General features: G+C 69.2%; 12 protein-coding genes. 6 read left to right on the top strand and 6 right to left on the bottom strand.

The window, feature by feature from the left end:
• Window positions 1-215: 215 nt before the first annotated feature.
• Both ACFWZ4_RS05350 and ACFWZ4_RS05345 read left to right on the top strand, forming a co-directional pair.
• Window positions 216-1,232, top strand: a complete 1,017-nt coding sequence (locus ACFWZ4_RS05350; RefSeq protein WP_439703675.1) for a hypothetical protein — start codon at window positions 216-218, stop codon at window positions 1,230-1,232.
• A 144-nt stretch (window positions 1,233-1,376) separates the two neighbouring features.
• A complete protein-coding gene (locus ACFWZ4_RS05345; RefSeq protein WP_439703674.1) occupies window positions 1,377-3,296 on the top strand; it encodes a hypothetical protein in 1,920 nt (639 codons plus the stop codon).
• Window positions 3,297-3,363: 67 nt separating this feature from the next.
• Here the strand turns inward: ACFWZ4_RS05345 and ACFWZ4_RS05340 are convergent, their stop codons facing one another.
• The 4 genes from ACFWZ4_RS05340 to ettA form a co-directional block, all read right to left on the bottom strand.
• Window positions 3,364-3,699 (bottom strand): TfoX/Sxy family protein, encoded by a 336-nt coding sequence (locus tag ACFWZ4_RS05340; protein WP_439703673.1) that lies wholly within the window; start codon window positions 3,697-3,699, stop codon window positions 3,364-3,366.
• A gap of 80 nt (window positions 3,700-3,779) precedes the next feature.
• A complete protein-coding gene (locus tag ACFWZ4_RS05335) occupies window positions 3,780-4,841 on the bottom strand; it encodes a hypothetical protein (protein WP_439703672.1) in 1,062 nt (353 codons plus the stop codon).
• Window positions 4,842-5,104: 263 nt separating this feature from the next.
• A complete protein-coding gene (gene pyrF / locus ACFWZ4_RS05330; RefSeq protein ID WP_439703671.1) occupies window positions 5,105-5,932 on the bottom strand; it encodes an orotidine-5'-phosphate decarboxylase in 828 nt (275 codons plus the stop codon).
• 130 nt (window positions 5,933-6,062) lie between these two features.
• Window positions 6,063-7,721, bottom strand: coding sequence for an energy-dependent translational throttle protein EttA (gene ettA / locus ACFWZ4_RS05325; RefSeq protein ID WP_439703670.1), 1,659 nt, complete (start codon window positions 7,719-7,721; stop codon window positions 6,063-6,065).
• 154 nt (window positions 7,722-7,875) lie between these two features.
• On the opposite strand from ettA, the gene ACFWZ4_RS05320 reads away from it, so the two are divergent.
• On the top strand, window positions 7,876-8,745 hold the full coding sequence (locus ACFWZ4_RS05320) for a DUF817 domain-containing protein (RefSeq protein ID WP_439703669.1): 870 nt from the start codon (window positions 7,876-7,878) through the stop codon (window positions 8,743-8,745).
• Here the strand turns inward: ACFWZ4_RS05320 and ACFWZ4_RS05315 are convergent.
• The gene (locus tag ACFWZ4_RS05315; protein ID WP_439703668.1) at window positions 8,736-9,344 is read right to left on the bottom strand and encodes a TetR/AcrR family transcriptional regulator; all 609 of its coding nucleotides are present in this window, start codon (window positions 9,342-9,344) and stop codon (window positions 8,736-8,738) included. The two genes, ACFWZ4_RS05320 and ACFWZ4_RS05315, sit on opposite strands and share 10 nt — an antisense overlap.
• A 1-nt stretch (window position 9,345) precedes the next feature.
• Entirely contained in the window at window positions 9,346-10,410 is a 1,065-nt protein-coding gene (locus ACFWZ4_RS05310) for an alpha/beta hydrolase family protein (RefSeq protein WP_439703667.1), read from the bottom strand.
• A 138-nt stretch (window positions 10,411-10,548) separates the two neighbouring features.
• Between ACFWZ4_RS05310 and glyA the strand changes: the two genes are divergently transcribed.
• The 3 genes from glyA (at window position 10,549) to ribD (ending at window position 13,529) form a co-directional block, all read left to right on the top strand.
• Window positions 10,549-11,817, top strand: a complete 1,269-nt coding sequence (gene glyA / locus ACFWZ4_RS05305) for a serine hydroxymethyltransferase (protein WP_439703666.1) — start codon at window positions 10,549-10,551, stop codon at window positions 11,815-11,817.
• A 10-nt stretch (window positions 11,818-11,827) separates the two neighbouring features.
• Entirely contained in the window at window positions 11,828-12,340 is a 513-nt protein-coding gene (nrdR, locus tag ACFWZ4_RS05300) for a transcriptional regulator NrdR (RefSeq protein ID WP_439703665.1), read from the top strand.
• A gap of 85 nt (window positions 12,341-12,425) precedes the next feature.
• On the top strand, window positions 12,426-13,529 hold the full coding sequence (gene ribD / locus ACFWZ4_RS05295; protein WP_439703664.1) for a bifunctional diaminohydroxyphosphoribosylaminopyrimidine deaminase/5-amino-6-(5-phosphoribosylamino)uracil reductase RibD: 1,104 nt from the start codon (window positions 12,426-12,428) through the stop codon (window positions 13,527-13,529).
• Window positions 13,530-13,550 lie beyond the last annotated feature (21 nt).

Here is a 13,550-nt window from a genome sequence, read left to right as displayed (position 1 = left end):
CATCGGCATGAACGGCGCCGCACGAGGCCGCGCATGGCGGCTGACGATGGCGGGCCGTCATGGTCGTCCTCAGGCGCGCAAGTGCGGGCGGGGGCGGTCATGGCGGGGTGCGGCGGGTGCCGCCTGTGTAGCCTTGAGCGATCCGCCCGCGCGGTCAAGCGGCAATGCGGGCGGGAACCCCTTGGAAACGTGACGGTCTTGCGAAGGCGGGCGCGTTGACGGCCTGCTTCCCCAAGCAAGGAACTCCTTCCATCGTTTCCCCGCCGCAGCTCGAACCGCATCGCTGGCTCGCCCCGTCGCCACGCCCAGGACTGGCGCCGCTGGACGAGGACACTCGTGCGCTGCTGCGCGCCTGGCGCGAGCGGACGCCGCCGCGCGAGCCCTGGCGTTTCCGTCTCGCGCTTGCGCTGGTGCTGGGGCTGCACGTCCTGTTCGCCATCGTCGCATGGTGGGAGATGCAGCCTCGTCCCACGCGCGAGGTCGTCCAGGCGCGGCTGGGCAGTGCCTTGCAGGTGCGCCTGATCGCGCGGCCACGCACGGCGTCACCCGCACCACCACCCGCCGTGCCGGAACCGCCGTTGCCCACGCGACCGCCGTCCCCCTCGCGCGAGCGACCACGCAAGGATGCGATGACGGTCAGCCTGCCTGCGCCGGCCACCGCCCCGGCTCCCACGACGCCACGCCTGTACGACCGCACCGGCCAGCCCGTGCTCCCCGCAAGCGCGGCGACCACCGCATCACCGATACCCGGCTACGTGCAGCGCATGCCGCAGGGTGACAGCCAGGTGATGAGCCACGACAACCCGATCAAGTACAAGGCCACGCGCTTCGAGGAATATTTCCCGTCGTCCAACGAGACCCTCGCCGGCCAGGCCGTGCGCCGGGCGCTGAGGGCGACCCACACGAACGAGCACAAGTCGGTGAACCTCGGGCACGGCATCCACCTCAAGTGCAGGACGCTGTTCGGCATCGCCACGCCCGATTGCACCATGCCGCCCGCGCCGCCCTCGAAGAAGGATGGCGACGAACGGCTCGACATGGCGCCGGCCCCGCTGGCGAAGGAACTGGCTCCGCCCAGGCGCAAGCTGTCCGAATGCATCGCCCTCTACCGCGCCGGCAAGCCGCTGCCGCACGGCTGCCCGGTCGATACGCCCGCGCGCGCAGTCGATGCCGAATGCGATGAAGCACGGCAAGCCGGCAAGCCGCCGCCGACGCACTGCCGCAAGCCCTGAGGCGCCTTGCCCGGGATCCCATCCCGCGACCTGTGATGATTTCCGACCCCCGGGAAAGGCCACCGTCCCCAAGCCGCTTCCAAACGAACGCTGGATCCCGTTCACCGCGCACGGCCCTTCCACCCCGCAAGCTACACTTTGCCCATGCCCCTGCCACCCGCGGACAAGCCGAGCGACTCGCCCGCCAAAGCGCACCCGGTCCTCATGCTGCGCTCGCCACGCGAGGCGGCGGCACAAGCCATCGTCTACCGTCGTCGACGTGCCGAGCGGCCACGCGATCGCGCCCTGCGCATCGCCGGGCTGGCCGGCACGCTGCTGGTGCACCTCATGGTGCTGTTCGGCGCCATCCTCGGGCCCGCCTACGATCTGCAGGAGCCCGAACACAAGAGTGAGCCGCTGCAGGTGCGCCTGATCGACAAGCCCGAGCCGCCGCCCCCGCCGCCCGTACGCGGCACGCCGCCCAAGCGGATCGGGCCGCGCCACCGCGGGAACACCCGCACCACCGCGGCGGTGCAGGCCCGGCGCGCACCCAGCACGACACCGACGCCGACGCCTTCCAGACCCGACACGCCGGTCATCACGATCACCGCACCGAAGGCGACCATCCAGATTGCCAAGGCCGCCGCGCCGCCCCCGCCACTCACGCTGCCGCGTCCGCAGCCGACGCAGGACCTCGCGCCCGTGCCGCTGGCTGGCACGCCGCCACGGATCAACCTGGCCACGCCGCCGACGGTGCGCCCGGTGCCACCGAAGTTCCAGCCCGAGCCGGTGCGCAAGCCGCAGGCCGAAGGCAACCGGCCGATGCCCACGCCGCCTTCGCTGGCGATGCCCGCCGTGCCCGCCCAAGCGACCCCGCCGGTCGCGACGCCGAGCATCGCGCTCGACCAGGTCGCGCCGCCGAAAGCCTTGCCACCCAGTACCGTGGACCTGGTCCGCCCACAACCGCCCGCCGCGCCGGCCACGCCCCAGGTCGAGGCCATCCCGCTGCCGGCGCAGGCCGCGCCGACCATCAACCTGGCGCCGCAGGTCAGCGCACCCGCGCCACTCGTGCCGCGCGAACGCCCGCGCGTGCAGGCGCCCAGCATCCAGCTCGCCGAACCGCAACTCTCTGCCGTACCTCTGGAGACGACGGCCGCACCGGCGGTGCCCCAACCGTCCGCGCCCGCCATCGACGTACCCAAGGCGACCTCGTCCGCGGCCCCGGTCATCCTGGCCCGCCCGCAGATCGCGACCACGCCGTCGACCGAGCCGGCATCGGCCGAAGCCGCCGCACCGTCAACCCCCGCCGGGGAGAGCGCCGCCACAGAACCCGGTAGTGCCACCGCGCAGGAGAACGCACCGGCCAGCGCCCCCGAGGCCACGCCGCAAGGCAGCGACACCGGTACCCCCGGCGCCCGCGAGGGTGCATCCGAAACCGCGAGCGCGAACGGCGCACCTGCGCCGCAAACCGGCCAAGGCAAGGGGCAGGGCGAAGGCAAGCAAGGCAAGGCGCAACCGGGTGCCGCCGAAGGCGCCCAGCGGGGCCGGCTGGGCAGTTACATCCAGCTCAAGCCGCACGGCGACACCCAAATCATGGACCATCGCGCACCCGACATCGGCTACAAGCCAACCCGCTTCGAGGACGACTGGGCGCCCGAAGGCGAGAGCTCCATCGATACCGCCCTGCGCCACGCGGTCGAGAAGACCACCATCAAGCACACATTCCACCTGCCGCGCGGCGTGCGGCTCAATTGCAAGGTCAGCCCGCTGTTTCCCATCGCGCTGTTCGGCTGCGGCGGCGACCCGCCCGCGAAGGCCGCCAAGGATCCGGATCTCTACAAGCGCCTGAACCTGGCGCCGGTGAAATCGCTCGATCCCACCGCCTCCAGCAGCGCGGCGAAAGCCACGTCGACCGCCGTGCCCGCGGCGCCGATCAAGCTGGACAACGCGGCGCAATGCGCCGCAGCGCGCGTCAGCGGCGGTCCGCTGCCGCCCGGTTGCGAGGGTGTCGAGCCGGCGCCTCCGCCCGCGCGCGTGCCGCCGAGCAGTTCAAGTTCGTGGGTACCGGCGAGCGACCAGTTCTGACAGCGGACTGGCGTGGCGCTCGTTGTGCCACCCGGCAAACTGACCGCCCCTTCCCGCGATGTCGTGATTACTCCCGGCCTTTCCTGGGTTTCTTCGGCTTGGGCTCGGGCATGGCATTCGCGGTGGCCAGCAGCAACGCCTGCAACCGGTCCGAATCGTCCAGCAACTCGTCCGCGACCGGATAGGGCTTGGCACCGGGGTAGGGCGGGCGGCGCGGCAGGCTTGCCGTCAGCTCCGCGGTGGCATTTGCCGACTTGACGAACAGGCTGTTGTCGCATGCGAATGCGACCACTTTTCCGTCGATGTAGATCCCGTACTCGCCGAACATCCGCTTGAAGGTGATGCGGTCATCGAGCCCGGATTGCTCGACGATGTATTCGATGAAGGAAAGGTCTGTGGCCATGAGTCAGGTGCCTTTTTGTTGCCGCTCGCTGTGCATGCGTTCTGCGGGTGCCCGGCAGGCAGAAAGTGCATGCCGCATGCCTACAAGCCGCCGCCGCCCCCGTCCAGCTCCCGGACCAGGGTGTCCAGTGTGGCGTACATCGGCAGGTCCCGGCCGATATCGTATTGCCCCGCGGCGAGGTCGGCCCGGACCTGGCGACAGGTTTCGGCCCGCCGCGATAGGTCGTCACCGAGGAGCTTGCTGGCCTCATCGTCCCCCTGCTGTCGCACCAGTGCCATCTGGTTGGCAAGAATGCGTTGCGCCGCTTCCTCGCCATTGGACTTCTGTACCGCGGTCACCAGCGCGGTCTGGTACATCCGGCTGGCGTCGAGGAATGACCCGTTCCGGCCGCGCTCCTGCCACGTCTGGAGCAGGCCCTTGGGCTGTGCGGCCGCATCAGGCAGCGCGTCACAGGCGGCGGCCAGCGTGGACAGGTAGTGCTGGAGGGTGATCGTGAACCCGATGGCTTCCCAGCGGGCCTCGACCTCGGCCGTATCGGTCGATCGGTGGTTGCGGCGGGCCGATGTTGTCGCTGGACCGGTATGCGCCCTGATGCGTGCGACGCAGGAGGGATAGGGCGGCTTCTCCCCGGCAACCTCGTCGCACAGTGTGATGGGCAGCAGCTCCTTCAGGCGACCGGACCAGAGGTCGGCATCGATCCGCGGTGGCGTTGCCTGCGCACGGTCGCGCTCGGACCACTGCAAGGTGTAGTAGCTGTGCGCGCCCTTGACGACCACGATCAACGCAGTCTCGGCGTGCGCCGTCTTGCCTCCCGACAACTGGCCGCAGCCGGCCACGGCTGCATAGGCCTCGTAGCCGTCGACGGCGGGAGGGTCCAGCTCGATGCCGTAGTAGGAGTCCGGACAGCGCTGTTTGAATCCGGTTGCGATATCGCTTGCGACGTCCAGGGGCGTGCGGTTCATGTCTGAGGCAGCACTGGCCTCGGCCTCCAGGGTGATGCGTTGCGACCAGCCCTCGCCGGTTTCCTTGTTGCGCAGCGCCTCGAACCGGTAGTGGGTGCCCTGTGTTTCCTCGTTCGCACGATGGAAGCCTGTCGGCATGCGCCAGGCCACGAGCTGGCCGAAGACCGGCATGATCGCCATTACGGTGTCTTGGTCCCGGGCACGTGCCCGTGGTGGCATGGCGAACATGCCTGCGACCACGACGATCCCCGCTATCACCCAGTGCCTGCCTGCCATCTCCGCTCCTTGTCCATTTGGCGAGCCGGCAGATTAGGGGCTCCACATCAGCGTGCCATCAGCCATGCCCTTGGGCCGACGTAGGCCTTGCTCGCGGTGGAATGGCGGATCGGCGGTGAGAGCGCGGGCGAGTCCGGAGGGTGGCGCAGGACGAAGCCCAGGCACACTCAACGGCAGAGGTTGATCTGGTCGCGCAGGGTTTCGGTGGCCCTGCGGGCGGCGCTGGCGAAGTCCTCTCCGTTGCCGGCGTAGAGGATGGCGCGCGAGGAGCTGATCATCAGGCCGCTGCCGTCGGCCGTGCGGCCGTGGCGCAGGACGGCCTCGACGTCGCCGCCCTGCGCGCCGATGCCGGGGACGAGCAGGGGCATGTCGCCGACCAGGGCGCGGACTTGCGCCAGTTGTTCGGGCCAGGTGGCGCCGGTGACGAGCGCGCAATTGCCGTGGGTGTTCCAGTCGCGCGCGATGGTGCGGGCCACGTGCTGGTAGAGCGGCAGGCGTTCGCCGTTGGTGCTTTCGACGATCAGGTCCTGCAGGTCGGCGGCGCCGGGGTTGGAGGTATGGCAGAGCAGGATCACGCCCTTGTCGGCGCGGTCCAGGAAGGGTTGGATCGAATCGCGGCCGAGGTAGGGGTTCAGGGTGACGGCGTCGGCCTGGTAGCGCTCGAAGGCTTCGGTGGCGTAGTGCTGGGCGGTCGAGCCGATGTCGCCGCGCTTGGCGTCGAGGATGACCGGGATGCCAGGGTGCGCTTCGTGGATGTGGGCGATCAGGCGTTCGAGCGCGTCTTCGGCGCGCAGGGCGGCGAAGTGGGCGATCTGGGGTTTGTAGGCGCAGACGAGGTCGGCGGTGGCGTCGACGATGGCGCGGCAGAAGGTGTAGACCGCGTCGGGAGTGTCGCGCAGGTGCGCCGGGAACTTGGCCGGCTCGGGGTCGAGGCCGACGCAGACGAGGGAGTTGTTGCGCTGCCATGCCTGGTGCAGGGACTGCATGAAGTGCACGGGGGTTCCTCGTTGGGTGTGTAGTTGTTTTTTTGCTTGATGGTGCTGCCGCGCTAGAGCGGCCCCTCACCCCAACCCTCTCCCCGGAGGGGAGAGGGAACAGGGCGCCCCGCGTGCAGGGGCTATTCGCTCAGGCCAGCTTCTTGTACTTCACGCGCTTCGGGCCGGCGTCGTCGCCCAGGCGGCGCTTCTTGTCGGCTTCGTACTCGTTGTAGTTGCCGGGGAAGAACTCCACGTGCGAGTCGCCCTCGAAGGCGATGATGTGCGTGGCGATGCGGTCCAGGAACCAGCGGTCATGGCTGATCACCACCGCGCAGCCGGGGAATTCCAGCAGCGCGTCTTCCAGCGCGCGCAGGGTTTCCACGTCCAGGTCGTTGGACGGCTCGTCGAGCAACAGCACGTTGCCGCCCTGCAGCAGGGTTTTGGCCATGTGCAGTCGGCCGCGTTCGCCGCCGGAGAGGTTGCCGACGATCTTCTGCTGGTCGGTGCCCTTGAAGTTGAAGCGGCCAATGTAGGCGCGCGACTGGATCTCGAAGTTGCCGATGGTGAGGATGTCCGAGCCGCCGGACACTTCCTGCCACACGTTGTTCTTCGCATCGAGCGCGTCGCGCGACTGGTCGACGTAGGCGAGCTTGACCGTGTGGCCGAGCTTGACTTCGCCCGAATCGGGCTGCTCCTTGCCCATGATCATCTTCATCAGCGTGGACTTGCCCGCGCCGTTGGGGCCCATCACGCCGACGATGGCGCCGGCCGGGATCTTGAACGACAGGTCATCGATCAGCAGGCGGTCGCCGAAGGACTTGCTGACGTTCTTGAACTCGATCACTTCGTTGCCCAGACGCTCGCCCGGCGGGATGAAGATCTCGTTGGTCTCGTTGCGGCGCTGGTACTCGACCGAGTTCAGTTCCTCGAAGCGGTTCAGGCGCGCCTTGCCCTTGGACTGGCGGCCCTTGGCGGCGGAGCGGATCCATTCCAGCTCCTTCTCGATCGCCTTCTGGCGCGACTTCTCCTGCTGGGCTTCCTGCTTGAGGCGGGCGTCCTTCTGCTCCAGCCACTCGGTGTAGTTGCCCTTCCACGGAATGCCGCGGCCGCGGTCGAGCTCGAGGATCCACTCCGCGGCGTTGTCCAGGAAGTAGCGGTCATGGGTGACCGCCACCACGGTGCCGGGGTAGTCCTGCAGGAAATGCTCCAGCCATTCGACCGACTCGGCGTCCAGGTGGTTGGTCGGCTCGTCGAGCAGCAGCATGTCGGGCTTGGAAAGCAGCAGGCGGCACAGCGCCACGCGGCGCTTCTCGCCGCCGGACAGGGGGCCGACCTTGACGTCCCACGGCGGCAGGCGCAGCGCGTCGGCGGCCACTTCGAGCTGGCGTTCCAGCGCGTGGGCGTCGTTGGCGGCGAGCAGGTTCTCCAGCTTCTCCTGCTCCTTGGCGAGCGCGTCGAAGTCGGCGCCTTCCTCGGCGTAGGCGGCGTAGACCTCTTCCAGGCGCTTCTGCGCATCGAGGATCTCGTGCACGCCTTCCTCGACTACTTCACGCACGGTCTTGTCCGGATCGAGCTGCGGCTCCTGCGCCAGGTAGCCGACCTTGATGCCCGGCTGCGGGCGGGCCTCGCCCTGGAAGTCCTTGTCGACGCCGGCCATGATGCGCAGCACCGTGGACTTGCCCGCACCGTTGAGGCCCAGCAGGCCGATCTTGGCGCCGGGGAAGAAGCTGAGCGAGATGTCCTTGATGATCTGGCGCTTCGGGGGAACGATCTTGCTGACCCCGTTCATGGTGTAGATGTACTGCATGCTTCGGCTCCCTAAGGGCGTCCGCGGGCCGCGGGAGCGGTCCGACAGAGAAAGGCGGGGAAATGACCGCCAATTATCGCCGATCGGGCCGCGTCTTGCCACGCGGCGGGCCGCTTTCCCCTTGAGGCTCGGCGTTTTGGCTCGGGAGCGGGCGATGGAAGCGATCGGGGGCGTACGGGGCAGGCGGCGTGGTTGGCGCGGGCTGGAACGGTGGGTCGGCCAGCGGGTCTCCCGGCGCGGGCGGACGGCGACCTTTGCCTACGAATTCCTCTGCTTCGGGGCGAAACAGGCCTCCGCCTGCCTGTTCGGCGGGTTGATGGTGACGCTGCTGCTGGCGTCGTGGCGCTGGTATCCGCCCGATGCGCCGCTGGCGCGCTACGACTTCATCACGCTGACGGCGGTCGGGATCCAGCTGGCGTTGCTGGCGAGCGGGCTGGAGAGTCCGCGCGAGGCGCGCGTGATCGCGCTGTTCCACGTGGTCGGCACGCTGATGGAACTGTTCAAGACGGCGGTGGGCTCGTGGACGTACCCGGAGCCCTCGCTGCTGCGCCTGGGCGGGGTGCCGCTGTTCTCCGGCTTCATGTACGCCTCGGTCGGCAGCTACATCGCACGCGCCTGGCGGCTGTTCGATTTCCGCTTCACCGGCCACCCGGGCTTTGCCCCGGCCGCGGCGCTGACGCTGGCGATCTACCTCAACTTCTTCACCCACCATTACCTGCCGGACGCCCGGGTGTTGCTGTTCGCCGCGCTGGCGTGGCTGTTCCGGCACACCCGGGTGCACTACCGCATCCGCCGCGTGCACCGGCGCATGCCGTTGCTGCTGGGTTTCGTGCTGGTGGCGCTGTTCATCTGGCTGGCGGAGAACGTGGGCACATTCAGCCGCGCCTGGCTCTATCCGGCGCAGCGCCACGGTTGGTCGATGGTGCCGGTGTCGAAGCTGGGGTCGTGGCTGCTGCTGATGGTGATCAGCTACGTGATGGTCTGGGCGTTGCACCGGCGCAGGGAAGGCGCCGATCAGGACTGAGCGCGGCCGGGCCGCGCCGCTTCGAACAACGTGCCGGCGGTGCGGGTATGCAACGAGGCGGCGTCGAAGCCTTCGGGCAACAAACCGGCAATCTCCAGCATCACCGCGCCGTGCAGCGCCGCCCAGATCTGGTGACCCAGCAGCGGCGCGTCGGCCTCCACCGCGCCTTCGGCCACCAGCACCTCGACGTGGGCGGCGATCGTGCGCCACATGCGCGCGTGGGCTTCGCGATAGGCCGGGTCGTCGCGGCGGGGCTCGGGATATTCGAACATCAGCCGGTAGGTGGCCGTCTCGCGGCGGGCGAAGGCGACGTAGGCATCGCGCACCGCGCGGCTGCGCGTGCGGCCATCTCCCGGCGTGTCCAGCGCGCGCTCCAGCGCCTCGGAGAACCGGTGCATGCCCCGCGTGCGCACGGCCGTGACGATCTGCTCCTTGCTGGCGAAGTAGCGGTAAGGCGTCATCGTGCCGCAGCCGAGCTCGGCTGCGATGCGGCGCATGCTGACGGCGGCAGGGCCTTCCTCGACGAACAACCGCGCCGCCGCCTGGCAGATGCGTTCGCGGAAGGCTTCCGCGTCCTGCTCGCTGAGCGCCTTGGGCATGTCAGTGCGTGCCCAGCGTCTTGCGGAAGAAGGCCACGGCGTCGGCGTTGATGCGCTGGTGCACCTTTGCGCGGTCCACGCCCGGCGGGTCTTTGCAGATCTCGCCAGCACTCTTCGCCAGCGCCGCCGAGCAGGGGGCCAGGAAGACCCAGTGGTCCGCCTTCGGCACCTCGTTGACGTGAGCGAGGGTGGGAACAAGCGGCGCGAGGTGCAGCGCGTTTTCCGGGGGCAACAGCACCTGGTCGTGCTGGCCATACCAGAGGTCGACCGGCCGATCGATCGCGCCGGCGCCGGCCTTGTCGAAGATCAGCGACAGCGGCGCCATCACGAAGGCGGCCTTGACGCGCGGGTCGGCGGTGTCGCCCCAGCGGCCGATGTCGTGCTGGATATCCGCCAGGTAGGCTTCGGCCGCCTCGGGCGTGAGCTGCTTCGCCGGGCCACAGGTCTCCATGTCGTCCGGGTGGCGGTGGCAGTAGCCGATGAAAAGATCGAATCGCGGCTTGGCGCCCACGACGAGCAGGCTGGTGTAGCCGCCCGCGGAAAAACCGGCCACGCCGATGCGCGCCGGATCGACCAGCGTTTTCCAGCGCGCGTCCGAGAGCACCGTGTCGATGACCGTGCGCACTTCGATGGCGCGTCCCACCAGCACCCTGGACGTGGCCGACCCGCTCTGGTCGTGGAAGTTGTCGCCGGGTTGCTCGAAGGTGGCGACGACGAAGCCGTGCCGCGCGAGGTAGCTGGCAAGGTCGTGATGGCCCAGGTCCGAGCCGCCATGCCCGTGCGAGATGACCACCAGCGGCCACGCGCCGCGCGCGGCTGCGGCACCGGGCTTGGCGGCAACGTCGTACGGGCCGAAGGTGGTCGTGCCGTGCGTCGGCTCGGACGCGGGGTAGAACACGAATCCCGGTGTGTGGCTTTGGTTGACCGGGTCCGGGAAGGTGATCGGCCGGATGCCCACTCCTTCGACGGTGGCGGCGCACAGCGCCAGCGGGATCGACAGCAGGGCGGCCGCCACGAGGCGGCGAAGGCGGCGCGCGATGGCAGGCGTGCGACGGACAGGCGTCATCGGGGGATTCCCTAGGGTAGCGTGCAGCGTACGGTACATCGTACGCAAACTCGCCACAAGCACCCGCAGTGGCCGTGAATGCCCACGAGGGCTACACTTTTCGGCTATTCCCCCGCTCCCAGAACGCCGAGGCGACGCATGTTCCCGAAGGATTGCACGATCGAAGGTTTCGACCCTGAGCTGGCCAAGGCCATCGCCGACGAAGCGCGTCGCCAGGAAGACCACGTCGAGCTGATCGCCTCGGAGAACTACGCCAGCCCGCGCGTGATGGAAGCGCAGGGCTCGGTGTTGACCAACAAGTACGCCGAGGGCTACCCCGGCAAGCGCTACTACGGCGGCTGCGAGTACGTGGACGTGGCCGAGCGCCTGGCCATCGACCGCGTCAAGCAGCTGTTCGGCGCCACCTACGCCAACGTGCAACCGCACTCGGGCTCGCAGGCGAACCAGGCGGTCTACCTGGCGCTGCTCTCGCCGGGCGACACCATCCTGGGCATGTCGCTCGCCCATGGCGGCCATCTCACCCACGGCGCCAAGGTCAACATCTCCGGCAAGCTGTTCAATGCCGTGCAGTACGGCGTGAACGACGCCGGCCTGATCGACTACGACGAGGTCCAGCGCCTCGCCGACGAGCACAAGCCGAAGATGCTGGTGGGCGGCTTCTCCGCCTACTCGCAGGTAGTCGACTGGAAGCGCATGCGCCAGATTGCCGACTCGGTCGGCGCCTACTTCTTCGTCGACATGGCGCACGTGGCGGGCCTGATCGCCGCCGGCGTCTACCCGAGCCCGCTGCCGCACGCACACGTGGTCACCTCGACCACCCACAAGACCCTGCGCGGCCCGCGTGGCGGCATCATCGTGGCCAGCCGCGACGCCATGGGCGAAGCGGGCGAGGAGATCGAGAAGAAACTGCAGTCGATCGTGTTCCCCGGCATCCAGGGTGGCCCGCTGATGCACGTGATCGCGGCCAAGGCGGTGGCTTTCAAGGAAGCGCTGGAGCCGGACTTCAAGGCCTACCAAGCGCAGGTGGTGAAGAACGCGCAAGCGATGGCGAAGACGATCATCGAGCGCGGCTACAAGATCGTCTCCGGCGGCACCGAGAACCATCTGATGCTGGTCGACATGATCGGCAAGGGCGTCACCGGCAAGGACGCGGAAGCGGCGCTGGGCAAGGCGCACATCACGGTCAACAAGAACGCCGTGCCGAACGATCCGCAGAAGCCCTTCGTCACCTCGGGCCTGCGCGTGGGCACCCCGGCCGTCACCACCCGCGGTTACAAGGAAGCCGACTGCGTGGACCTGGCCAACTGGCTGTGCGATGTGCTCGACGCGCCGGGCGACGAGGCGGTGATCGCCAGGGTGCGCGCGCAGGTCGAGGCGCAGTGCAAGAACTTCCCGGTTTACGGCTGACCGGCACCGGATGCACTGTCCTTTCTGCCAGCACGAAGACACCCGCGTGATCGACTCGCGGCTGACCGAGGACGGCGCTACCGTGCGCCGTCGTCGCGAATGCCCGCAGTGCGGCGAGCGCTTCAACACCTTCGAGACGGCGGAGCTGAAACTGCCCGCGATCGTCAAGAGTGGCGAGCGGCGGGAGGTGTTCGACGAGCGCAAGTTGCGCACTAGCTTCGAGCGCGCGCTGCAGAAGCGGCCGGTCGCCAGCCACGACGTCGACCACGCGGTGCGCGAGATCATCAACGACCTGCGCCGCAGCGGCGAGCGCGAAGTCCCTTCGCGCCAGGTCGGCGAGCTGGTGATGCGCGAGTTGAAGAAGCTCGACCAGGTCGCCTACGTGCGCTTTGCCTCGGTCTACCGCAAGTTCGAGGATGTGCAGGCGTTCCGCGAGGAGATCGAGAAGCTCGAGCGCGACCTGCCTGGGCTCGATGCCCTGCAGTTGCCGCTGCTCGGCGGCAGCAAGCGGCCTGCCAGGTAAGCGTGGACCGAAGTAGGGTGGGCTTGGGCCAACGGCCTGATGCGGAAAAAGCGGTGGCTGAAACCCACCCTGCGACAGCGACGCCATGACCGAAGCGTTCACCAGCATCGACCACCTGCACATGGCGCACGCGCTGCGCCTGGCCGAGCGCGGGCTTTGCACCACCCAGCCCAACCCGCGCGTAGGTTGCGTGATCGCGCACGGCGAACGGGTGGTCGGCACCGGCTGGCACCAGCGCGCCGGTGAGCCGCATGCCGAGGTATTCGCGCTGCGCGAAGCGAAGGAGGCGGCGCGTGGCGCCACCGCGTACGTGACGCTGGAGCCCTGCGCGCATTTCGGCCGCACGCCGCCGTGTGCCGATGCGCTGGTGGCCGCCGGCGTGGCGCGGGTGGTGATCGCCGCGGAAGATTCCTTCCCGCAGGTGGCCGGCAACGGGATCGCGAAGCTGCGCGCGGCCGGCATCGCGGTCGAAAGCGGACTGCTACGCGAGCAGGCGCGCGAACTCAATATCGGCTTCTTCAGCCGCATCGAGCGTGGCCGCCCGTGGGTGCGCGTGAAGCTGGCGATGAGCCTGGACGGCCGCACGGCGCTGGCCAACGGCGAGTCGAAATGGATCACCGGCGAAGCCGCCCGCGCCGACGTGCAGCGCTGGCGCGCGAGAAGCTCCGCCATCCTTTCCGGCAGTGGCACGGTGCTGGCCGACAATCCACACCTCACCGTACGCCACGTGGAAGGGGAGGCCGGGGCGCCGGTGCCGCCCTGGCGCGTGGTTCTCGACACGCGCCTGCGCACGCCGGTGGGCAGCCACGTGCTCGATGCGGCGGCGCCCACCCTGCTGGTGCATGCGGCGGACGCGCCCGTCGCGCCCCATCTCGCGAAGGTCGAGCGACTGCCCGTCGCCAGCCACGCCGGCCGCCTCGACCTGGCGGCCGCGCTCGCCGCCCTGGCCCGGCGCGAGATCAACGAGGTCCACGTCGAAGCCGGCCCGGCGCTGTGCGGTGCGCTGTTCGCGCAAGGGCTCGCCGACGAACTGCTGCTCTACGTCGCGCCGGTGCTGCTGGGCGATCAGGCCCGGCCGCTGCTTGAACTGCCCCCGCTGGCCACCATGGCCGACCGCTGGCAGCTGGAGGTGCTCGACCAGCGCATGGTGGGGCAGGACTTGCGCTTGCGCCTGCGCGCGGCGGGCTGAACTCCCTGAGCGGTCGAGCGC

Origin of the sequence: Frateuria sp. GZRe12 (assembly GCF_051900535.1) — a bacterium.
Lineage (GTDB): Bacteria > Pseudomonadota > Gammaproteobacteria > Xanthomonadales > Rhodanobacteraceae > Frateuria_A.
The sequence above is the reverse complement of the archived record's forward strand: the minus strand, read 5'-3'. Positions and strand labels throughout refer to the sequence as shown.

Excerpts from the sequence above, each read along its gene's own strand:
- ACFWZ4_RS05345 (WP_439703674.1), top strand. The coding sequence starts at position 1,377 with ATGCCCCTGCCACCCGCGGACAAGCCGAGCGACTCGCCCGCCAAAGCG.
- ACFWZ4_RS05340 (WP_439703673.1), bottom strand. The coding sequence starts at position 3,699 with ATGGCCACAGACCTTTCCTTCATCGAATACATCGTCGAGCAATCCGGG.
- ACFWZ4_RS05335 (WP_439703672.1), bottom strand. The coding sequence starts at position 4,841 with ATGGCGATCATGCCGGTCTTCGGCCAGCTCGTGGCCTGGCGCATGCCG.
- ettA (WP_439703670.1), bottom strand. The coding sequence starts at position 7,721 with ATGCAGTACATCTACACCATGAACGGGGTCAGCAAGATCGTTCCCCCG.
- ACFWZ4_RS05320 (WP_439703669.1), top strand. The coding sequence starts at position 7,876 with ATGGAAGCGATCGGGGGCGTACGGGGCAGGCGGCGTGGTTGGCGCGGG.
- ACFWZ4_RS05315 (WP_439703668.1), bottom strand. The coding sequence starts at position 9,344 with ATGCCCAAGGCGCTCAGCGAGCAGGACGCGGAAGCCTTCCGCGAACGC.
- ACFWZ4_RS05310 (WP_439703667.1), bottom strand. The coding sequence starts at position 10,410 with ATGACGCCTGTCCGTCGCACGCCTGCCATCGCGCGCCGCCTTCGCCGC.
- glyA (WP_439703666.1), top strand. The coding sequence starts at position 10,549 with ATGTTCCCGAAGGATTGCACGATCGAAGGTTTCGACCCTGAGCTGGCC.
- nrdR (WP_439703665.1), top strand. The coding sequence starts at position 11,828 with ATGCACTGTCCTTTCTGCCAGCACGAAGACACCCGCGTGATCGACTCG.
- ribD (WP_439703664.1), top strand. The coding sequence starts at position 12,426 with ATGACCGAAGCGTTCACCAGCATCGACCACCTGCACATGGCGCACGCG.